General features: G+C 65.1%; 21 protein-coding genes. 10 read left to right on the top strand and 11 right to left on the bottom strand.

Annotated elements, in window-relative coordinates; genetic code table 11:
- Positions 1-43 precede the first annotated feature (43 nt).
- From LQ144_RS18040 to LQ144_RS18015, 6 genes are all read left to right on the top strand, one after another.
- The gene (locus LQ144_RS18040; protein ID WP_230120083.1) at positions 44-1393 is read left to right on the top strand and encodes an MFS transporter; all 1350 of its coding nucleotides are present in this window, start codon (positions 44-46) and stop codon (positions 1391-1393) included.
- 42 nt (positions 1394-1435) lie between these two features.
- Entirely contained in the window at positions 1436-3064 is a 1629-nt protein-coding gene (locus LQ144_RS18035; RefSeq protein WP_230120082.1) for a long-chain fatty acid--CoA ligase, read from the top strand.
- Positions 3065-3145: 81 nt separating this feature from the next.
- Complete coding sequence (locus tag LQ144_RS18030) at positions 3146-4459, top strand: acyltransferase (RefSeq protein ID WP_230120081.1); 1314 nt, start codon at positions 3146-3148, stop codon at positions 4457-4459.
- Positions 4456-4809, top strand: coding sequence for a GNAT family N-acetyltransferase (locus tag LQ144_RS18025; RefSeq protein WP_230120080.1), 354 nt, complete (start codon positions 4456-4458; stop codon positions 4807-4809). The genes LQ144_RS18030 and LQ144_RS18025 overlap by 4 nt, the downstream gene beginning before the upstream one ends.
- A gap of 196 nt (positions 4810-5005) precedes the next feature.
- On the top strand, positions 5006-5485 hold the full coding sequence (locus tag LQ144_RS18020; RefSeq protein WP_230120079.1) for a hypothetical protein: 480 nt from the start codon (positions 5006-5008) through the stop codon (positions 5483-5485).
- Positions 5482-5775 carry a hypothetical protein gene (locus LQ144_RS18015; protein ID WP_230120078.1) on the top strand — a complete coding sequence of 98 codons (294 nt, stop codon included), beginning with the start codon at positions 5482-5484 and terminating at the stop codon, positions 5773-5775. The genes LQ144_RS18020 and LQ144_RS18015 overlap by 4 nt, the downstream gene beginning before the upstream one ends.
- A 60-nt stretch (positions 5776-5835) precedes the next feature.
- On the opposite strand, the gene LQ144_RS18010 is transcribed toward LQ144_RS18015, so the two are convergent.
- Positions 5836-6291 (bottom strand): hypothetical protein, encoded by a 456-nt coding sequence (locus tag LQ144_RS18010; RefSeq protein ID WP_230120077.1) that lies wholly within the window; start codon positions 6289-6291, stop codon positions 5836-5838.
- Between the two features lie 154 nt (positions 6292-6445).
- Between LQ144_RS18010 and LQ144_RS18005 the strand changes: the two genes are divergently transcribed.
- On the top strand, positions 6446-7246 hold the full coding sequence (locus tag LQ144_RS18005) for an SDR family oxidoreductase (RefSeq protein ID WP_230120076.1): 801 nt from the start codon (positions 6446-6448) through the stop codon (positions 7244-7246).
- Here LQ144_RS18005 and LQ144_RS18000 read toward each other — a convergent pair.
- Both LQ144_RS18000 and LQ144_RS17995 read right to left on the bottom strand, forming a co-directional pair.
- Positions 7185-8270, bottom strand: coding sequence for an FUSC family protein (locus tag LQ144_RS18000; protein ID WP_230120075.1), 1086 nt, complete (start codon positions 8268-8270; stop codon positions 7185-7187). The genes LQ144_RS18005 and LQ144_RS18000 overlap by 62 nt on opposite strands.
- A 200-nt stretch (positions 8271-8470) precedes the next feature.
- Entirely contained in the window at positions 8471-10063 is a 1593-nt protein-coding gene (locus LQ144_RS17995) for an MFS transporter (RefSeq protein WP_230120074.1), read from the bottom strand.
- Between the two features lie 497 nt (positions 10064-10560).
- Here LQ144_RS17995 and LQ144_RS17990 point away from each other — a divergent pair, with 497 nt between their 5' ends.
- Both LQ144_RS17990 and LQ144_RS17985 read left to right on the top strand, forming a co-directional pair.
- Entirely contained in the window at positions 10561-11067 is a 507-nt protein-coding gene (locus tag LQ144_RS17990) for a DUF2231 domain-containing protein (protein WP_230120073.1), read from the top strand.
- A 204-nt stretch (positions 11068-11271) separates the two neighbouring features.
- Positions 11272-11532 carry a hypothetical protein gene (locus LQ144_RS17985; protein WP_230120072.1) on the top strand — a complete coding sequence of 87 codons (261 nt, stop codon included), beginning with the start codon at positions 11272-11274 and terminating at the stop codon, positions 11530-11532.
- A 113-nt stretch (positions 11533-11645) separates the two neighbouring features.
- Here the strand turns inward: LQ144_RS17985 and LQ144_RS17980 are convergent, their stop codons facing one another.
- Positions 11646-14339, bottom strand: coding sequence for an ATP-dependent DNA ligase (locus LQ144_RS17980; RefSeq protein ID WP_230120071.1), 2694 nt, complete (start codon positions 14337-14339; stop codon positions 11646-11648).
- A gap of 40 nt (positions 14340-14379) precedes the next feature.
- Between LQ144_RS17980 and LQ144_RS17975 the strand changes: the two genes are divergently transcribed.
- Positions 14380-15429, top strand: a complete 1050-nt coding sequence (locus LQ144_RS17975; protein ID WP_230120070.1) for a Ku protein — start codon at positions 14380-14382, stop codon at positions 15427-15429.
- A 41-nt stretch (positions 15430-15470) separates the two neighbouring features.
- Here LQ144_RS17975 and LQ144_RS17970 read toward each other — a convergent pair whose 3' ends face one another.
- The 7 genes from LQ144_RS17970 to LQ144_RS17940 all read right to left on the bottom strand — a co-directional run bounded on the left by LQ144_RS17970 (position 15471) and on the right by LQ144_RS17940 (position 21234).
- Positions 15471-15737, bottom strand: a complete 267-nt coding sequence (locus LQ144_RS17970) for a Rho termination factor N-terminal domain-containing protein (RefSeq protein WP_230120069.1) — start codon at positions 15735-15737, stop codon at positions 15471-15473.
- Positions 15738-15777: 40 nt separating this feature from the next.
- The gene (locus tag LQ144_RS17965; RefSeq protein WP_230120068.1) at positions 15778-16248 is read right to left on the bottom strand and encodes an SRPBCC family protein; all 471 of its coding nucleotides are present in this window, start codon (positions 16246-16248) and stop codon (positions 15778-15780) included.
- Positions 16249-16478: 230 nt separating this feature from the next.
- Positions 16479-16757: an HPr family phosphocarrier protein gene (locus LQ144_RS17960; protein ID WP_230120067.1), complete on the bottom strand. Its 279-nt coding sequence runs from the start codon at positions 16755-16757 to the stop codon at positions 16479-16481.
- A gap of 46 nt (positions 16758-16803) precedes the next feature.
- Entirely contained in the window at positions 16804-18849 is a 2046-nt protein-coding gene (locus tag LQ144_RS17955) for a fructose-specific PTS transporter subunit EIIC (RefSeq protein WP_230120066.1), read from the bottom strand.
- A gap of 2 nt (positions 18850-18851) precedes the next feature.
- Complete coding sequence (locus LQ144_RS17950; RefSeq protein ID WP_230120065.1) at positions 18852-19850, bottom strand: hexose kinase; 999 nt, start codon at positions 19848-19850, stop codon at positions 18852-18854.
- Positions 19847-20656, bottom strand: a complete 810-nt coding sequence (locus LQ144_RS17945; RefSeq protein ID WP_230120064.1) for a DeoR/GlpR family DNA-binding transcription regulator — start codon at positions 20654-20656, stop codon at positions 19847-19849. The genes LQ144_RS17950 and LQ144_RS17945 overlap by 4 nt, the downstream gene beginning before the upstream one ends.
- Positions 20657-20976: 320 nt before the next feature.
- Positions 20977-21234 carry a DUF6458 family protein gene (locus tag LQ144_RS17940; protein WP_230120063.1) on the bottom strand — a complete coding sequence of 86 codons (258 nt, stop codon included), beginning with the start codon at positions 21232-21234 and terminating at the stop codon, positions 20977-20979.
- Positions 21235-21364: the final 130 nt, after the last annotated feature.

Here is a 21364-nt window from a genome sequence, read left to right as displayed (position 1 = left end):
CCTCCACCCCCTTCCACCCACCCCTCTGCTTTAAGGAACAACGATGTCCCAAATATCGCAGCTTCAGGCCATGGACACTGCCAGCCGGCGCAAAGAGGCGCGCACCGTCATTGCCTCCAGCTACCTGGGCAGCACCATCGAGTACTACGACTTTCTCCTCTACGCCACAGCTGCGGCCGTGGTCTTTCCCAAGGTCTTCTTCTCCGGCATGGACGACTGGGTGGGTGTGGTGGCGGCGTACGGAACGTTCGCTGCCGGCTACGTGGCTCGACCGCTGGGCGGCATCATTTTCGGCCACTTCGGGGACAAAATGGGCCGAAAGGGCATGCTGATCATCTCCATGCTGGTCATGGGCCTGGCCTCCACGCTGATCGGGCTGGTTCCAGGCGCCTCCGTGGCTGGCCCGTGGGGCGCCGTAATGCTCGTAATCCTGCGCGTCTTCCAGGGCATCGCGGTAGGCGGCGAATGGGGCGGCGCTGCCCTGATGGCCTTGGAGCATTCCGAATCGGGCAAACGCGGCTTTGCCGCTTCCTTCGTCAATGCCGGCGCTCCGACCGGTGCCGTCCTCGGCACGTTCATCATGGGTGCTTTCTCCTCGCTGCCCAACGACCAGTTCCTTGCCTGGGGCTGGCGAGTGCCGTTCCTGCTGTCTTTCGTGCTGCTCGGCGTGGGCATGTTCGTCCGGCTCAAGGTGTCCGAGAGCCCCATCTTCAAGGCGGCCCTTGAACAGGAACGGCTTGAACAGGGGAAACACGCAACGGCCGCGGCCAAGCAGGGGATTCCGCTGCTCCAGGTCATCCGCAAGCCCAAGACCCTGATCTTCACCATGCTCGCGGGCGCAGCCGGTTTCGCGCTGCAGGTAGTCCTGGCCACGTTCGCCGTCACGTTCGCGGTTTCCAAGGGCGCCGACAGGCAGGGCGTGCTGTATGCCTACGCGGCGGCCTCACTCATCTCCATCGCGTTCGTTGTGATGGGCGGACGGCTCTCGGACAAACTGGGGCGGCGGCCTGTCATGATCGGCGGGCTGGTGCTCTTTATCCTTTACCTGGTGCCGATGTTCCAGCTGCTGTCCTCCAACAACATCGCGCTGATCTTCGTTGCCTTCACCGTGGGCCTCATGATCCACTCCACGCTGTTCGGCCCGCTCGCTGCGTTTGTCTCCGAACAGTTCGGCACCACGTCCCGCTACACCGGTGCGTCGCTGGGCTACCAGCTCGCCACGCTCCTGGGCGCAGGGTTCACGCCGGGCATCGTGGCGCAGATTTTCAAGGACTCGGGCCAAAACACGGCTTCGGTGGTTTGGTACCTCGCCATCATGTCGGTTGTTTCCATCGTCTTCATCCTGCTCACCAAAGAACCGAAGAACAACGATCTGCAGACCGTGAAGCTCTGACCCGCCTCCGCAGGACTACCTTGAGATAAGAAAGGACCAACGATGGAGAATTCAGGCATCGGTTCGTGGCTGCGACGGCGCAGCCCGAAGTCCGGCACCAAGACCGCCCTCATTTCCGGGGACCATGAACTCAGCTACGAGCAGTTGGCCGAACGAGCCGACCGGCTCGCGAACGCCCTGCGGGACCGGGGCGTGGCCCAGGGGGACAGGGTTGGTTACCTCGGCGAGAACCATCCAGCTTTCCTGGAAACGCTCTTCGCCTGTGGCCTTTTGGGTGCCATCTTTGTTCCGCTCAACACCCGGCTGGCGCCTCCGGAAATCCAGTATCAGCTTCAGGACTGCGCAGCCGGGGTCCTGATTTACGCCGAAAGCCTCAGCGACCTCGCCGCCCGCGGCGCCGCCGGGACGGCGGTGGGCAGGCTCATCGCCGTCGACGACTCCGGGGACGGCTCAACTGGGGGCGGCCCAACCGCCGCCGGCCGTCCCGGTGATTCCGCACCGGCCACCGACCAAACCACTTCCGGCGGGAAGAGCCGGGCTGCCGGGCAGCCGGCGCGGGAGGAGTACCGCGACGTCGTGGCTTCCGGTGCGGCGCAGCCCCTTGATGAGGCCGTCGGCCTGGATGACGGTGCCATGATCCTCTACACCTCCGGCACTACGGGTCGTCCCAAGGGTGCCCTGCTCACCCACGGCAACATCACGTGGAACTGCATCAACGTCATTGTGGACTTTGACTTCTCATCCGCCGACGTGGCCCTGATGATTTCACCGATGTTCCACGTGGCATCCCTGGACATGGGTGTGCTTCCCACCCTTCTCAAAGGCGGGACAGTAATCCTGGAAGCCAAATTTGATCCCCAACGGGTCCTGCAGCTCATCGGACAGCACAGGGTCAGCACCATCAGCGGCGTTCCCACCACGTACCAGCTGCTCTGCGAGCATCCGGACTGGGCGACGGCGGACATCAGCTCGCTGAACAAGCTCACCTGCGGCGGTTCCGCGGTACCCCTTCGCGTGCTGGAGGCCTACGAAGCGCGGGGACTCAGGTTCTCCAACGGCTATGGCATGACTGAAACGGCGCCGGGGGCCACGACCCTCCCGGTGTCCCGGTCCCGGGACAAGGCTGGCTCCTCAGGCCTGCCGCATTTCTTCACCGACATCCGGATTGCGGACCCGCTCGGGAATCCCTCTCCGGCCGGAACAGTCGGGGAAATCCAGATCAAGGGACCGAACGTCATCCATGAATACTGGAACCGTCCCGAAGAATCGGCAGCCTCCTACGCCGACGGCGGGTGGTTCAAATCCGGCGACATGGGGTACAGGGATCCGGACGGTTTTGTCTTTGTCTCTGACCGGCTCAAGGACATGATCATCTCTGGCGGTGAGAACATCTACCCGGCGGAAGTGGAGCAGGCCATCATCGAACTTGAGGCCGTCGGAAGCGTAGCTGTCATCGGTGTGCCCGACGACAAATGGGGAGAGGTGCCCCGCGCGGTGATCCTGCTTCGCGAGGGCGCGGACCTGAGCGAACAGCAGCTCCGCGAGTATCTGGACGGCCGGCTCGCCCGGTACAAGATCCCCAAGTCGGTGATGTTCGTCAGCGAAATGCCCAGGACCGCCAGCGGCAAGATCAGGAAGGCCGAGCTGCGCCAGATGTCCAGCCAAGCCTGACCCTGCTGGCAACCGCCTTGGACCGGGCGGAGAATGGACGGTACCAAGACATTCGCCAGTTCCGCGTTTGTAAGGGGCGCCATGGAGGAATCACTGCGTCGGCCGGGGTCCGTTGCCGGTACAGCCGCGCCGGAGCGCGACCAGGCCATCGACTTGGCGCGGTTCGCATGCCTCACCCTTGTGGTGGTGGGACACTGCATGATGACCAGCCCGGTGCTGCACCCCGACGGCACGGTCACCACAGTCAACACCCTCGCGGAACAGGACTGGTTCGAACCCGTTATCTGGATCTTCATGGTGATGCCGCTCTTCTTTGTGGCCGGCGGCATCACCGGGCTGCAGTCATGGCGGCGCACGCAGGCCCGCGGCGGCAACGGCTATGAGTTCGCCCAGACGCGGCTGCTGCGGCTCATCCGGCCGGCGGCGGCGCTGCTGGCCGTGATGTTCCTCGGTTTGTGGGGTGCCCTGCTCCTTGGCGTTGCGCCCCAGGTGGTGGAACTCATGGCCAGCGGGGCCGGCATGCCGCTGTGGTTCCTCGCAGCCTATCTGGCGGCGCAACTGAACATCCCGCTCCTGGCCCGGCTCCATCGGCGCGCACCTTGGCTGACACTTTGCGGCCTGGCGTCCCTAATTGTGGCGATCGACTGTCTCCGCGGCGCCATGCCGCTGCTCGCCTATGTCAACATGATTTTCCTGTGGTGCGCCGTGCAGCAGCTCGGCTTTTTTGTGGCCGACGGTTATCTCGCCAGGCGCAGGATTTCCTGGCTGGTCGGGCTGATCGCCGCCAGCAATCTGCTGCTCCTCGTCGTTACGGGTCTGGGTCTGTACCGGAACAACATGCTGGTGAACCTGAATCCTCCCAACTTGTGCCTGCTGCTGCTCGGCGTTTCGCAGGCCGCCACGCTGCAGCTTTCCGGGCCCGTGCTGGGCCGGCTCGCTTCCATGCGGTGGGTTCGGACAGTGGTGGCATTGGTCGGCCGCCGTGCGATGACCGTCTACCTCTGGCACCTGCCCTTGCTCGCCGCCATGACCGGCTTGCTCCTGCTCACCGACTTCCCCAAGCCCGTGTCCGGAACCGCCGAGTGGTGGTGGTCGAGGCCGCTGGTGCTGCTTGGCGTTGTTGCCCTGCTATTGCCCGCCGTCGCATTGTTCGGCCGGCTGGAGGAACGGCCGACGGCGGCGCACTCGCGCGGGCGGCCTTCTGCCGCGGTGGTGACCGCCGTCGTCGTCGTCTTTATCCCCGTGGCTGACGCCGCGTTCAACGGGCTGACGCTCACCCTGCTGGGCGGGGGCGCCGCCTGCTTCACGCTCGCTGTCCTGCTGCTGGGCCGGGTGCCGGTCCGCGCGGAGGAGCCATTGCCAGCACAGTCATTAAGTGCCAATGTCGAACCATGACGGAGAACACGGTATCCACCGAGGACCAATTCACCCCGGATGTCACGACCTTCCGGAACGATGCGCTCCACCGCTACGAGCTGCACGTCGGCGGGAAACTGGCGGTCAACATCAGGATCATGGACAAACCCGGCCACGTCGACTTCATTCACACGGAGACGGCCGAAGAGTTTATGGGCCAGGGCCTGGCCAACGTGCTGGTGCACTTTGCGCTGGACGACGTCGTAGCCGCGGGAAAACGCATCATTCCGCACTGCCCGTTCACGGCGCACTACCTCCGCAAGCATGAGATTTACACGCAGTGCATCGACTGGCCGGAGGAGGCCGCCCCCAAGCTCCTCGGTACGTGAGAACTCCGCCGGATACGGCAGAACACCTCGGGACGGTCCACCGGCCTTAAGCTGGCGTGCGTGCCCCGGGCGTTGGCGCCAAGCGTTCGTGCCCGACGTTCGTGCCCGGTGCCGCGACTTGTGACGCCCGCGACAGTTCCGTACGATTAAGTCTGGGCTATGCAGTTGGCTTACGGACTTTCCCTTGGAGAATTCTTTGAATCACAAACTGCGTGTCCTGGTCCGCGTGGATCTCGATCCCGGACGTGTCACCCTCGAAATTGGTGGCTGCCTGACCCAGACGAACTTCCCCGTGCTGCTTCACCTCCTGCTCCGCGCCCAGAGGCTGGGTACCGGCCCATGCATCACCCTGGACTTCCGCGGGTCTTCGCACCTTGAGCCGTCAGTACTGTCCTACCTGCAGAACGCCGCACTGCCGGAACCGCATGACAACAGCGAACATGCGGACGTGCATCCTGAACTAGGAAATGCTGCCGCTGCTGCCCTTGAAGACGCAGACATGTTCCAACTGACCATCCTCGAACCCGACGACATCCCGGTCTGCCCCATTCATTCCGGGGACGCCGACACCGAGCTGGTACCTGGCGCGCTGCCGCCGCTGACCGGGGCGGTTGGCCACCTGCCCGCCGTGAACGGAAAACTTGCCGGGCTGGTTGAAGCGGGGAGTGCCAGATGAATGAGAAGGACCTTGCCCGATACCTCGACGAAACCGTCGATCCGGCGGCGACAGTGGCGGCGATGCCCGAATCCGCGCTCGCAGAACTGGCCGATGCCCTGTACCGGCATTTGGACACCCCCAGCCCCGCTTTCGGTGCCTACGCGTGGTACATCCAGGTCGCGGACGAACTCCAGATGCGGCGGCCGGCAGCCACCGCGCGTGAGGCGGCGGACTCCGATGATCACAGCTCCGGAGGGCTCGCCGGCCATTCCGGAGGGCTCGCCGGTACTGAGGTGCCGGCCGGATAGCTTACGCGGCTGCGGCTGAACGCGGGCACCGCACCACCCCGTCTGGTGGATCCGGGTGGATTACGACGGCGGGGGCTGCTTTTCGCGGTTGCTGCCCCACTGGGTGGCGTGCCAGAACAGGAGCCCCAGCAGGCCGAGGACTCCGGCGAACAGCAGGAAGGGTGCGAAGCTCATCCACATATAGCCCATCTGCGGGGACTCGACTGACGTTGGCGCGTTGAGGGATTCCTGAGCGACGTTGAACGCTCCGAAGGCGGCCAGGATCAGACCTGCAACAAGGACCCACAGGACCGCGATGAACGGGTTGACCGGGAAGCGGCCTCCCCGCGGGGTGAACCCTGCCCCGGAGGCCTCGGCCGAACTCCATTCGCGGGCGCCAGGGCCGTTGGCCCCGGGGCTGTGGGTCCCAGGTCCGGGCGGGGATTCGCGGCCGGGATTCGCACGACCGAAATGGGTCGGATTTCCGTGTACATCAATCTCGCGGAAGTCGATCGGGTCAGAACCGGCGTCGGGCATGTCCCCCTGCTTCCTGCCGCGCCCCGACTGTACGCCTGGGCACAGGCCCTGTTGAAACCTTGTAGGCACTCTACTCCGCGCTCCCTCCGGCAGCCACGGATTCTGCAGCGAACGGCCCGGAGGCAAACCGCCCGGATGCAATTAGGCTGGGGCCATGACACCCAGATCCGGCAGTACAGCCCTTGTCACCGGCGCCACCGCGGGACTCGGAGCGGAGTTCGCGCACCAGCTCGCGGAGCAGGGCCACGATGTGGTGCTGGTGGCCCGCGATGAGGCGCGGCTGCAGTCGGTGGCAGCAGAGCTGACGCGGCGGTTCGGAACCACGGCTGAAGTGCTGCCCGCGGACCTGACGGACGACGACGGCGTGGCCGCCGTCGTCGCGCGTCTCTCCGACGCTTCTCGTCCCGTCGAAATTCTGGTGAACAATGCCGGGATCGGGCTGCTGCACGATTTCGACCAGAACAGCATCGAGGACGAGAAGAAGCACCTGAAACTGCACGTGGAAACAGCCATGGAGCTCAGCCACGCCGCACTGCAGGGGATGCTGGAACGCGGATCGGGCAGGATCATCAACGTGGCGAGCGTGGCGGCGTTCCTTCCCCGCGGTTCATATTCGGCGGCGAAGGCCTGGCTGCTGAGCTTCAGCCGCTGGGCCAACCTCGCGTACTCCCCGAGGGGAGTAAAGGTCACGGCGGTCTGCCCGGGATTTGTCCATACGGAGTTCCACGACCGGATGGGGATGGATAAATCCGTGGCTCCCGGCTGGACCTGGCTGCGTCCGGGCAGAGTGGTCCGGGAAGGCCTGGCGGACAATGCACGGGGCAAGGCGGTTTCCATTCCCACCAAGCGCTATAAGGTCCTCGCTGCTGCCGCGCGGATCCTGCCGGACCGGATCACGGCCGGGCCCCCGAAGAAGCCGAAGGAGCCGGGGCGGGCCTCCGCCGGGAACGGATAAGCACCACCACCAGGATGCCGGTCACGGCACCTACGAGGGTCTCCACGCCGCGCTCGGCAATGAGGATGTAGGGGTCGGCCGGAGCAGCCAGCTGCGTCATGAGGAGAATGACCGGGGTGAACGAGACCATGGCCAGGCCATAGTGCCGCGTCATGAACAGCTCAGTGGTGAACTGGAAGGTGATCACCAGGAATGCGAGGACGGCGGCTTCGGCTCCCGGAAAAAGGTGCAGCAGGGCCCACGGCCCCGGCAGCAGCACGACGGCGACGATCACCAGCCCGAGCAGCGTCCCGATAATGCGGTGGATGCCGCGGTGGACGCTGCTGGGCAGGTCGGCCCCCGCGAGCGGAACGGCGGCCGCCGCCATGGCCCAGTGCGGATGGCCGCTGCCCGTGAGGACGCCGACCGTACCGGCTGCTCCCACCGCCAGTACGTAGCGCGCGGCGTGGATGACGGCCTTCCGCCGTAGCCGTCCCTGCAGCCGGACGGAGTCCCTCGCCGCGCCGGGGTTCCAGACACGGCCGCGGACCCAGCCGCCGAAACCGACGAAGAGCGAGAACGCGGCCGATCCGGCGCCGATAAGCAGGGCGCCGTACCAGGGAACTGCCGTGGGGACTGAGGCGCAGGCGCCGAGGGCGAGAATGCCGAAAAAGGGGCCATTGGGCTTGAGGCGGACTTTGTCCGAGTAGACGGAACCCACCCCGGCAAGGAGGGCTTCGATGGCTACAAGCCACCACGAATGAAGGTGGTTGACGGAAAGGAAGACACCTACCCCGACGCCGGAGAGCAGCACCAGCGCCGCCTGCAGTTGGTGCCGCAGCCGGAGCTGGTGGGGCTCATTCCGTCCGTACATCCCGGTCAGTGCCCCGAACACGGCATAGATGATCAGGTCCGGCCGGCCGCAGAGGAGAAGCAGGAATGACGGAACCGCCACGCTGACGGCTACCCGCAGTGCGGAGAGATGGTCGTTGTTGGATGGCCCCAGGCTGTGCAGCTGCCGGACGTGGCGAAGGACAGGCCGCACGGGAGCTCCTCCAACCGTCTACGCTGGCTGCCCCCGGCTGGAGCAGCACCCTAGAAAAAGTAACACCGACGGAGTGACTCCGCAGTGGTTAAGGCGACACAGTGGTTAATGCAACACAGAGCGAAGGCCCGCCCGGCGTGCCGCCCCCAAGGACAGCACGCCGGACAGGCCTTCATCACGGAGACGGAGCTGCTACCGCATCAGGCGTTGGCAGGAACCTTGGCCTGGTCTGCGTCCCGGTCCTGTGTGTCCTGGGCCTCGAACGGCAGTTCGTCGAGGTCAATCAGCGGGTTCTCGTCCTGCGTGGCCACGAGTTCACGGGCCTCGGCCTGCGTGTCGACGCTGGGCATGGAGCCCGGCAGCGGCCGCTGCGCGGATTCCTTCAGGAAGTAGATCGCGACTGCACCGATGGCCGAGGTGGCCATGAGGTAGTAGGCAGGCATCATGTCATTGCCCGTGGCGCTGATCAGGGCGGCCACGATGAACGGGGTGGTGCCGCCGAAGATCGCTACGGCGAAGTTGTAGGCGATGCCCATGGCGCCGTAACGGCTTGCAGTGGGGAACTGGGCCGGCAGGGCCGAGGCCAGGTTTGCCACGTAGAACGTCACGGGGAAGGCGACCAGGGCCAGGCCGGCCAGCGTTGACCAGATGCTGCCGATGCCGATCAGCATGAAGGCCGGGGCGGCCAGCACCACGGTGCTCAACGCGCCGATCCAGAGCACCGGGCGGCGCCCGATTCGGTCAGACAGCTTGCCGGTCAGCGGAATGCAGAGGCTCATGATGACCAGCACGGGGATGGTCAGCAGCGTGCCGTGAACGGGATCGTAGCCCTTGGACTCTGTCAGGTACGTGGGCATGTAGGAGGTGAGGGCATAGCCGGCGGTGTTGGCGGCGGCCACCAGGATCATGGCCACGATGAGGGAACGCCAGTAGGCCTTGACGATGCCCAGAGGCCCCTTGACGGCAGTCTCGTCTCCGGCGGCTGCATCCTTGGCCTGGTCTTCCTGGGCGTCCAGGGTGGCCTGGAACTGCGGGGATTCTTCGATCTTGCTCCGGAAGTAGACGGCGATGAGGCCCAGGGGGCCGGCGAGGAGGAACGGCAGGCGCCAGCCCCACTCCTCCATGGCGGTCTGGCCAAGGGTCAGCTGCAGCACGGATACGAGGGCGGCGCCGAGGGCGAAGCCCAGGTAGCTGCCCATGTCGAGGAAGCTGGCAAAGAAGCCGCGCCGCTTGTCCGGGGCGTACTCGCTTACGAACGTGGTGGCGCCGGCGTATTCACCGCCCGTGGAGAAGCCCTGGATGAGCTTGAGTACAACCAGGAGCGCCGCGGCCCAGATGCCGATCTGCGCGTAGCCGGGCAGGAGGCCGACGGCGAAGGTGCTGGCGGCCATCAGCATCAGGGTTGCGGCCAGAACCTTCTGGCGGCCGACCTTGTCACCGAGCCAGCCGAAGATCACGCCGCCCAGCGGACGGGCAATGAAGGTCGCGGCGAAGGTGCCCAGCAGGAACAGCGTCTGGACTTTGGCATCCGCCTCGGGCAGGAACACCGGTCCCATGGTGGTGATCAGGTAGCCGAACACGCCGACGTCGTACCACTCCATGGTGTTACCCACGATGGTTCCGCCGAGCGCCTTCTTAAGCATGGGCTGGTCAACGACATTGACGTCGGACACCTTGAGCCGCCGACGTGCGAGCAGCTTTGGTTTCTTTACACCCTGGGGTGCCACTTGGTTGGTTCCGCTGGCGTTAATAACGCCTGCTGAAGAGTCGGTCGTGCTTCGGTCTGTGGGCATTTGGGCGACTCCTGTGGAGGTCATTTGCTTGCGACTTGTAGCTGCCCCGCTCCGGGCAGGCCTTCAATTTTACGCGATTTCCATGGCAAATCAGAGTTTGGTGCCGTATGATCAACAGTTTCACCGCCCTCAGGAAGCAAATATCAGATTTGTTTTGCCCGGTTTCACCGCGCCATTCCGGGGAATCCGGGCTCCGGGTGGCATCGTTATCAAACTTTTTGTTCCGGGGTCCGTTTGGGGCCGTATTTTCCGGGTAATGGGCCGCCCGCGAGCGCTTTTGGACTGCCTATCGAGGTACCCGAGAAGGTACCCTGCAGACGCGACAGAAGGCCCCTCGATTGGCACAACAGGCCTGCCGGCGCGGCCACAGGAAGCCAGGGCGGGAGTTCCCCGATTGAACCGTTCTTCGCCGGTGGTCGTCTGAGTGGGTAAACCCGGTATGGATGATCCGGGGAAGCCCGGAGCAGATTCGTTAATTCCAGACAGGGGTGTTCGGCATGGACTACGTAATCAACGGTCTGCCAATGCATGTGTTGCTGGTGCATGGCACCGTGGTCTTTGTTCCGCTGGCCGCCTTGTGCACCGTGCTGAGCATCGTCTGGCCAATTGCCCGGCGGCGGCTGGGAATCGTGACCCCGCTGATAGCCCTGGGGGCGCTGGTGCTGGTCCCGATCACCCAGCAGGCCGGGGAGTGGCTGATGAAGCGTGTGGATACGACCCCGGCAATCACCGCGCACACCGGCATTGCCAGCTCATTGCTGCCCTGGGTCATTGGCGTGTTTGTCGTAGCCATGGCGCAGTGGCTGTGGTTCCGGTACGGGACCACGCAGGCGGATGGAATGCGGAAGAAGCTGGGAACCGCCGGCTCCCGGATAGCGGGGGCGGTCGCCGTCGTACTGGTACTCATCCTGTGCGGCGGAACGGTCTTCAAGGTGGCGGAGATCGGGGAAGCCGGATCCCGTGCCGTCTGGGAGAACTCCTTTAGCCAAGAAGCCCAGGACTGATTGGCTTCCCGGGGGTTCCCGCGCGGCTGGTTTCTGCCTATCGTGGAGCCATGGGAACACTGATCTTTGAGTAGCTGGCCGGCTGGTGGCCTTCGGTTCGCGCCGAGTCCCAATGACACAACCTTTCGTGATTACAGCAGCGACGCCTGAATCACGGCCCTCATACGGGTGAACGCTTCGTTTCATTGCAGAAAGGAAGAACAAATGGGTGACATGAATATAGGAAGCTCCATCAAACCGGATGTGGCTGCACATCTGACTGAGTCTATGGACAGGCCGCCGCTGCCCACTCCGGAAACCATCGCCGTCACCGCGGCCATGGGCGGAGCGCGTCAGTGGCCAGACGGCAACGGTAAGCGCCGCCATCCCAAGGACCGCGGTTCGAGCCACGGCCGCGCAGGGCAAGAGGCTGCCGTGACCGCCGTCCACCGGACCGGCCGTCCCCAGATGCCGCACTCGTCCTAGTACCGTTCGAGACTGAAATGGTCTGGCGACACCCGAATTCGGGTGTCGCCAGGCCATTTGCGCGTCTTGGGCCGTTGTGCGCCTCCCGGTGACTTTGAGGTTGCCCGTCCGGGTCAGGAACCGGCGGATTCGGCGACGACGTCCTCCGGCTTCTTATCCAGCCGCCAGCCGCGCCACACCGGGTGCCGGAGTTTTCCGCTGCCGGTCCACTCGCCGAAAGTCACCTCGCCCACGAGGCCGGGCGTAACCCAGCGGGCGTCGGCTGCGTCGAGGGCGGGAACCTCTTCAAACGGCGAGGTCTTCCGGGTCAGCCCGTCCATGGTCTGGCGCAGTTCCTTCAATTCGCGGCTGCTGAAGCCGCTGCCAACGCGGCCCACGTAGCGGAGTTTCTTCCCGTCGGGTATGCCCAGCAGCAATGACCCCACGGTGTCCGACCGTTCACCCCTGCCCGGCCGCCAGCCGCCCACCACCACTTCCTGCGTCTGCTCAATCTTGAGCTTGATCCACGACCGGCTCCGCTGGCCGCTGACATAGCGGCTGTCAGCGCGTTTGGCCATGACCCCTTCCAGGCCAAGTTCCCGCGCACTTTCCAGGATGTGTTCCACACGCTCGTCCAACGTCTCGGAGAGCTCCACCGGGAACTCCGACGGACGGTAAAAGTCAGCGAGCCGGTCCCGGCGTTCCTCGAGGGGGAGCCTGCGCAGGTCCTCGCCGCCGTCGGCGAGCAGATCGAAAAGCATGAGCCGCACCGGGATGGCGGCACGGGCCTTCTTCACATCACCGGGTTTGGTTAGCTTCATCCGCCCCTGAAGGAGCCCGAAGTCCGGCCTGCCGCGGGGTCCGACGGCGATGATCTCACCATCCGCTATGAAGTCCTGCGGCGGCCAGCAGTCCCGGTCCGTCAGTTCCGGGTAGCTGGCGGACATGTCGTTTCCGTTGCGGCTGATGAGTCGGATCTTTTCGCTGTCCGCCACCACCAGGGCACGGATCCCGTCCCATTTGAGTTCGAAATGCCACTCGCTGCCGTGGAGGTCGGCGGTGGTGCCCGCGGTGGCCAGCATCGGGACAGGGTCCTCGATGATGCTGTTTCGTCGGGATGCGGCCTTCGTGGGTGGGCCATTGGTGGACGCGGCCTCGGCAGCGGTGTCCTCACCGGGCGCCGCCTTGGCGGGCGCAGACTCCGTTGCTGCCGTTGAGGCGGCGCGCTTTGTCCGGATACCGGATCCCTTGTCCATCAGGTGGATGAGCCACTGGCTTTGCTCGCTCTGGCCCTGCCCGGTGTGGATCAGGGCGAATCTCCTGGTACCGCCAAGCCCGCCGCCCTCCTGGCCAGTGAGCGTGGCGATGACTTCCTTGCCGTTAACCCACTTTTCCAGTTCGTACACGCCCCTGTCCCAGAGACTGACCGTGCCGGCGCCATATTGACCCTTGGGAATGGTGCCTTCGAAATCCGCGTAGTCCATCGGGTGGTCCTCGGTCTGGACGGCCAGATGGTTCTTGGCGCCGGTGTCCGGAACGCCCTTCGGCAGCGCCCACGAGACCAGTACGCCCTCGTGCTCAAGCCGGAAGTCGTAGTGCAGGCGGCTGGCATGGTGCTCCTGTATCACGAAGATTTCGTTCGCATCCTGGTTCCCGGCGTTCTCTGCTGCGCTGGCCTGGGCGTCTTCCAGGACCCGGTCGCCGCTGCCCTTGGCTGAGTGGTGCTTTTCGGCGGTAAAGGGCTCCGGCGTTTCACCCTGGTCCCGCAGGGAGCGGTACTTGTCCAGACGCGGATCCTCATGGCCGCCGCTTCGGCGAGCGCCGCCGTCGGCCGTTCCAGCGGCCGGCGTTGCGCTGTGGTGGCCGGTGCCGACGTGTCCGGGTAAGTGGTCCCCGTGGCTGTGGTCCGCGCTGGAGGGTACGGTGTGGGTGGCTCCGCTGCTCTCGTCAACGATGGCAAAGGGATCCTTGCCGGCTCCTACCCGGCGCATGACCTCCTCGTAGTCCAACTGCCGGAGGGACGCGGAACTCAGCTCCCGCCAGGTCCGCGGAGCAGCCACGGTGGGCGTCAGCCGTCCGCGCAGCGAGTACGGAACGATGGTGGTCTTGGCCGCGTTGTTCTGGCTCCAGTCCACCAGGACCTTGCCCGTTCGAAGTGCCTTTTTCATGTCGCTGACGGCAAGATCCGGGTGGTCGGCCTCGAGCGCGCGGGCCAGTTCATGGGCGAAATCGGAAATCTGGTCCGAGGTCTGCGTGCCGTCGAGGCCGGCGTAGAGGTGGATGCCCTTGCTGCCGCTCGTCACCGGAACCGGGTCCAGTCCCACGTCCTTGAGGATGTCCCGCGCCAGCAATGCCACCTGCACGCATTCAGGGAGGCCTGCCCCTTCGCCGGGATCCAGGTCCAGGACGATCCGGTCAGGCGGCAGCGCGTTGCCGTGCGAGTCCACCCTCCACTGCGGGACGTGGATCTCCAGCGAGGCGATCTGCGCCAGCCATGTCAGCGTGGCGGGGTCGTTCACCAGCGGATAGTAATTGGTGCTGGTCTTGTGGGTGATGGCGGCCCGGGGAACCCACCCGGGAGTGGAATGGTCGAGGTTCTTCTGGAAAAACATCTGCCCGGGCTCTTCCGCCGTCCCCACGCCGTGGACCCACCGCTTCCGCGTGGCCGGCCGGTTGGCTGCAGCCGGGATCAGCGCGGGGGCCACAGCGGCGTAATAGGCCAGGACGTCTGCCTTGGTGGTACCGGTCGCAGGGTAGAGCACCTTGTCCAGGTTGGTCAGCGTCAATTCGCGGCCGCCGACCCGCACCCGTTCCTTACCGCCGGCCAAAGGGCTTCACCTCCGGCGAAGTGTGATGTTCACTTGTCTCATGAGAGCGATCTGGAAAGGCGCGATTGCGTTCGGGCTGGTCAACGTCCCGGTCAAGGTGTACAGCGCCACCGAGGACCATGACATCAGCCTCCATCAGGTGCACAACGCCGACGGCGGCCGGATCCGCTACCAGCGCCGCTGTGAGGTCTGCAGCAAGGTCGTGGACTATGCCGATATCGACAAAGCCTTCGAGGACGACGGCCGGACCGTGGTCCTTTCCCGCGAGGAGCTCAAGGCCATTCCCGCGGAAAACAGCCACGAGATCGAAGTGGTCCAGTTCGTTCCGTCCGAGCAGCTTGATCCGATCATGTTCGAGAAGAGCTACTATCTGGAACCGGATTCGAAGTCGCCCAAGGCCTACATGCTGTTGCGCCGGGCGCTCGAGGACACCGACCGTGTGGCAATCGTGCAGTTCGCCCTGCGGGACAAGACGCGGCTGGGTGCTCTGCGGATCCGGGACGACGTCCTGATGCTGCAGGCCCTGCTGTGGGCCGACGAGGTGCGTGAGGCAGGTTTTCCTGCCCTGGAGACGACCATCCGGATCTCCGCCCAGGAACGTGAAATGTCCGCCGCGCTGGTGGAGTCTATGGCCTCCGATTTCGAACCGGAGCAGTTCACGGACGACTACCAGTCCCAGCTGCGCCAGCTCATCGAGGCCAAGCTGGAGAAGGGCGACTCCCTGGATACGGAAGAGACCTTCGGCGTCGAGGCCGGGGAGTCCGGCAACGGGGAAGTCATCGACCTGATGGAGGCGCTCAAGCGCAGTTTGGACCGGAAACGCGGGGCAGGCGGCGGTGAAGAGGTCGGCGGTGCCTCCAAGGCTCCGGCAAAGACGGCCGCGAGGTCCGGTACCAAAACTGCGGCCAAGGCAGCGTCCAGGACAGGCACGGCGGCGAAGACCGGTGCGGCCACCAAGGCTGCGGCCAAGACTGCGGCCACCAAGACTGCTGCCAAGCCGGCCGCCACCAAGACTGCTGCCAACAAGACGACGGCCACGAAGACTGCTGCCAAGCCGGCCGCCACCAAGACTGCGCGGAAGGGCGCTTGAGGAACCGGATACCCCGGCCGCCGGTCTCATGAGCGCACCGCTCAGGAATTTCTGAGCGCGGAAATGAGTTCGCTCTTCTTCTTGCCGGAATAGCCTTTGAGGCCGATCTCTTTGGCTTTGGCTTTAAGCTGGGCCACGGTCCAGTCGTCGTAGTCGCCGGACTTCCCGCCTTTGCGGCCAACTTCGGAGCGGCCCTTATTGGCGGCGGCGTTGGAGATGCGGGCCGCTTTCTGCTTCGAGGCTCCATCCTCACGGAGCTCTTCGTAGAGTTCGGGATCCTTGAGGCTCGGGTTCTTTCTCTCAGGCATGGCTACCTCCGCGGATCGTGGTTTGTTAGTGCGCATCCATTTACTCGGCGTCGACTTCTCCGCGATCCACGGACGAGCGCCAGGCGCCGGTCTCAATGCCGCGTGATTCGATGAACTCCTTGAAGCGCAGCAGGTCGGACGAAACCTGCGTTTCATCCACGTGCGCGGCGGCGCCGGTCTTTTCGAGGAGGCCCTCCGGCTCCCATTCAAGTTCCACGTTCACACGGCAAAGGTCCTGACCGAGGCTTTCAAAGGTGACTCTGCCGGCATTGCGGGGTTTATCCTTGCTGACCCAGGCGATGCACCGGTCCGGCGTTTGCTCAAGGATCTGCGCGTCGTATTCGCGCCTGATGCCGGCTACCCTCGTTCGGAAGTGGAGCGAGGTCTCGTCGATCTGCTCGACGGATTCAACCCCCTTCATGAACCGGGGGAAAGATTCGAACTGCGTCCACTGGTTGTAGGCGGTGTTGACCGGAACTTCGACGTCAATGCTTTCCTGCAAGGTTGTCACTTTGTCAGGCCTCCCTTCAGCCCGGGATGTCCGGGCGGTACTGAACGGCACGGGGCACAATTCCAAGCTAGTGGGGCTGAAGAGCAAAAACAAGAAACTGCTAAGTTTGCTTACCAGTCGGGATTTTTGATGGACAGCGAGAACTCAGAAACAGCGACGGCCGGCACCGGCGCAGTTCCCGGCTGTCGGGATGCTGCGCCGGAAGCCGGCCGTCGTGAGCCTGCTTAGACCTATTCGGCGTCGTGGTCGGTCTCGAGGATCTGGACCAGACGATCGAGGGCGACGTCGGCGCCATCACCCTCTGCCCGGAGCACCACAACGTCGCCGTGCGATGCGCCAAGGCTCATGAGGGACAGGATGCTGGCGGCGTCCATGGCTTCGTCAGCCGGCTCACCTTCGCGGGCGATAGTGATGTCGAGGTCAAACTCGCCGGCTGCCTCAGCGAAGATGGCGGCGGGGCGGGCGTGCAGGCCTACTCGGCTGGCGACGGTTGCGGTACGTTCGGACATTTTTGCTCCTTGCGATTGCGGTAGGGGGAATTGGGCTGCTGAAGAATCAGCGGGCGGGGACGGCTTCAGGGACGGTCTCCACCGTATCAACGGGCTTGCGGGCAGCCCAGCGCTTGAGTGCGACCACGATCAGCGCGCTGACAACGGTGCCGGCAAGGATGGCGACGATGAACATCACGACGTTACCGATGGCGAAGAACACAAAGATTCCACCGTGGGGTGCCTGTGACGTTACACCGGTGGCCATGGTGAGAGCGCCGGTGACGGCGCCGCCCACCATGCTCGCGGGGATGACGCGCAGCGGATCGGCTGCGGCGAACGGAATGGCGCCCTCCGAGATGAAGGAGGCACCCAGCAGCCAGGCTGCCTTGCCGTTCTCGCGCTCAGCCAGGCTGAAGAGCTTCTTGTCCAGAACGGTGGCCAGGGCCATCGCGAGCGGCGGGACCATGCCGGCAGCCATGACGGTCGCCATGATCTGCCACGGCGCCTGGTTGGTGGCGCTTCCTGCACCGAGCCCGGCGACGGCGAAGGCGTAGGCAACCTTGTTGACCGGGCCGCCGAGGTCGAAGCACATCATGAGGCCGAGGATGATGCCCAGCACGATGGCCGAGGCACCGGACATGCCGGAGAGCCAGGTGTTCAACCCCACAGTGATGGCTGCGATCGGTCCGCCGAGGAATAGGAACATAGCGCCCGAAGCGACGATGGAGGCGAGCAGCGGAATGATCACGACCGGCATCAGGCCGCGGAGCCAGCGCGGCACCGACCACGTCCCGATCACGTGTGCGATGTAGCCTGCGAGCAAGCCGCCGACGATGCCGCCGAGGAACCCGGCACCCATGAAACCGGATACGGCACCGGCCACGAAACCTGGCGCAATGCCCGGACGGTCGGCGATGGCGTAGGCGATGTAGCCGGCCAGTGCGGGCACCAGGAAGCCCATGGACAGGGCGCCGACCTTGAAGAAAACGGTGCCCAGGTAGAGGGCCAGGTTGCCGTCGGGAAGGTTGAGCAGGGTGTTGTTTGCCAGGATGTCGTTGGCTTTTGTGCCCAGGGCGATGTCGAAGCCAGCCAGCAGGAAGCCCAGGGCGATCAGCAGGCCGCCGCCGGCGACAAAGGGAATCATGTAGCTGACACCGGTGAGCAGGGCCCTCTTCAGCTTCTGGCCGATGTGTTCGCCCTTTTCGGTGGCCTCCTGCTCGGCCTGCTCTTCGGCGCCAAAGTGCGGGACGCGGCGGGCGTGCGGGTTGTCCGCGGCGTCCAGTGCTTCCTGGACCATCTTGGCGGGTTCGTCGATGCCGCGCTTGACCGGGGCATTGATGACGGGCTTGCCTGCGAACCGCTCCTTGCCGCGCACATCCACGTCCACGGCGAAGATCACTGCGTCGGCTGCGGCGATGATGGCAGGGTCGAGGGGCTTGGCGCCCGAGGAGCCCTGGGTCTCCACCTGGAGGTCCACGCCCATTTCCTGGGCCGCTGCGACGAGGGAGTCGGCTGCCATGTAGGTGTGGGCGATGCCGGTGGGGCAGGCGGTGACGGCGACGAGGCGCTTGGGGCCACCCTTCGCGGGGGCAGCGGCGCCGGCGGCTGCTGGTGCGGCTGCTGGTACGGGGGCTTGTGCAGCGGCGGGTGCCGCAGGCTTGTCAGCCAGGGCGCCCTCGACGAGTTCAACGATTTCCGTCTGGCTGGACGCGGCGCGCAGGGCACCGGTGAAGTCTTTCTTGATCAGCGACCGGGCCAGCTTGGACAGGAGCTTGAGGTGCTCCTGGTCTGCGCCGGCGGGGGCTGCGATAAAGAAGATGAGGTCGGCAGGGCCATCCTTGGCGCCGAAGTCGACGGGCTGGGAGAGGCGGGCCATGGCGAGCGTGGGAACGGTCACCGCGGACGAGCGGCAGTGGGGGATCGCGATGCCGCCGGGCACGCCGGTTGCCGTCTTCTGCTCGCGGGCGAAGGCGTCAGTGAAGAGGCCTTCGACTTCGCTCGCGCGGCCGGTGGCAGCAACCCTGCCAGCCAGGTGGCGGATCACGTCCTCGGGCGAATTGCCCAGGTTCTGGTCGAGCTCGACCAGGTCGGTGGTGATGAGCTGAGTCACTGTCAATCCTTCCGGAGGGCCGTGATGGTAACGGCGTCGGGGGTAGTTTGGTGGACTGCCGGAACTGTGGAGCCCGGCAGGGAAGCGGCTGCGGCGCCGTGCGCCACAGCTTGACGGAGGCAATCAGCCGGGGCGGCGCCCTGGCTGGCGGCGAGCAGATAGCCAGCCAGCGACGAATCGCCCGCGCCGACCGTACTGACCGCGGTGACCGGCGGATGCGTGGCCAGCCACGCGCCGTCGGCCGTCACAAGGACAGCGCCCTTTGAACCGAGCGTTGCCAACACGGCCCCTACGCCGGAACGCACGACGGCGGCGGCGGCTGCCGCGGCAGCCTCCGGATCCGCTTCGAGTTCCTCAGCCGTGCTCACCGAGGCGAATCCTGCCGCGGCGGCAAGTTCCGCGAGCTCCTCGGCGTTGGGTTTGAGCAGGTCCGGTTTCCCGGAGACTGCCCCTGATGCATCGCCGGCGATGGCCGCGGCGAGTGGTGCCCCGGAGGAATCGACGGCGATCTGCGGAACTCTGTTTCCAGTGTCCGCGGAACGAAGCCTCCGGGTGACAGTGGCGTAAAAATCGTTAGGAACTCCTGGCGGGAGGGACCCCGCGAGGACAACCCAGCTGGCGCCCTTGGCGCGTTCCAGGAGCAGCCCAATGAGCGCCTCCTGGGCGTCTTCGCCGAGCACCGGGCCGGGCTCGTTGATCTTGGTGGTGACGCCGCCGGGCTCAGTGAGGGCCACGTTGGTCCGCAGCGGCTCATGGATGGCCAGCGCGGCGAACGGCACCCCGGCGTCACGGAGCCCGGCCAGGACCGGATCGGAGTCCCCGCCGGGGAGCACCGCGACGGTCTCCAGCCCGGAGGCCACCAGGGCGCGGGAGACGTTGACTCCCTTGCCGCCGGACTCCTGGCTGACGGAGACGGCACGCTGGACCTCGCCGCGTTCGAGCGGGCCAGGGAGCGCCACCGTGCGGTCAAGGCTGGGGTTTGCCGTGAGCGTGACGATCATGCGATCACCAGCTCAACGCCGGCGTCGGCGAGGGCCGCGGCTAGTTCGGGGCTGGGCTTGCGGTCAGTGATCACGGTGTCCAGATCTTTCAATGAGGCGAACTGGACCAGCGTTTCCGCATCCAGCTTGGACGAATCGGCCAGCACCACAATGCGGCGGGCCGAGTGGACGAAGGCAGCCTTGACGGCGGCTTCTTCGGGATCGGGGGTGCTCAGGCCAAAGCTTGCATGGATGCCGTTGGTTCCCACAAAGGCGATGTCCGGGCGGAGCTTCTGGGCGGCGTCCACGGTTGCCTGGCCAACGGCGGCCTGAGTCAGTCCCCGGACCCGGCCGCCCAGGATCTGCAGGGCGATGCCCGGCGTACTGGCGAGTTTGGCGGCGATGGGAATGGCGTGCGTGATGACCACCAGTTCCTGATTCTGTTCGGCTCCGTTGTGCTTGGCTGATACGGCACTGCGGCGGGCCAGGATGTCGGCCAGGACCTCGGTGGTTGAGCCGGCGTCCAGGAGGATGCTGCTCGAGGGGCCCTGCGGCAGGAAGGCGAGGGCAGCCTCGGCGATGCGGTGCTTCTGCCCCTGTCGCTGGATGGTCCGCTCCAGGATGCTTTCTTCGGTGGTGCTGAAACGGTCCGCGGAAACAGCGCCGCCGTGAACGCGGCGGACGCTGCCGGCGGATTCAAGGGCGGCGAGATCGCGGCGGACGGTTTCGGTGGTGATCCTGAAGCGCTCTGCGAGGTCGGTCACGCTAGCGCGGCCGCTGGCTGCAACGAGCCCCGCGATCTGCTGCTGACGCTCCTCGGCAAACACATACCCTCCATTGCGTAAGTACTGCTCTGCGTGAATACTGCAAAATCGTCTGTCTCTTACTGATCAGCGAACGGCTTCCGGCTGGCTGTCTCCCCGGGGCCTACTGCCAGCGGCCGACACTCCAGCAATTGAAGCCTCAGTGACTGCCATCACACGATCTGTAATTACTTGACTTTATCTTCGATCATGTTGCTTTGTCAATGAAAAACAACATGAAAACAGACTGCCGGGCCGGACCGAAGGGTCTGGCCCGGCAGTCCGGTGCTTTATCTGGAGTTTCACGGAAGGGCACCGGCTGGATGCGGCGGGCAGCGGCGGGGCTACAGTCCGCCGTCGCGGCTTTCGTTGCGCGTGATGCGCTCGCCGGTGTTGGGGTCCACAACGGAACGTGTCTCGCTGATGCGGCGGCTTCGGCCGGGGGACGCCAGGACAAGCGAAGCGATCAGCCCGATAACTCCCACCGCCATCAGGATGTAGCCGACCAAAGTCTGGTCGACATTGGGAATCAGGCCGGGGGTGATGGCCCAGGCGAGGATGGCACCGATGGCAATGAGGAAGATGGCGGAACCGATTCTCATGACTTGCTCCTTGTGTTGGCGACTTCTCGCAACCTGGTAAGTGCGGCACTCGGTAAATCCGGCGAAGCATGCGCCACTCGCTAAGCATGCTGTCAATCGTCAGGCTACAGCGCAGTACCCCCTGTTTCAA

It is taken from the genome of Arthrobacter sp. Bi83 (assembly GCF_918698095.1).
Lineage (GTDB): Bacteria > Actinomycetota > Actinomycetes > Actinomycetales > Micrococcaceae > Arthrobacter.
The sequence above is the reverse complement of the archived record's forward strand: the minus strand, read 5'-3'. Positions and strand labels throughout refer to the sequence as shown.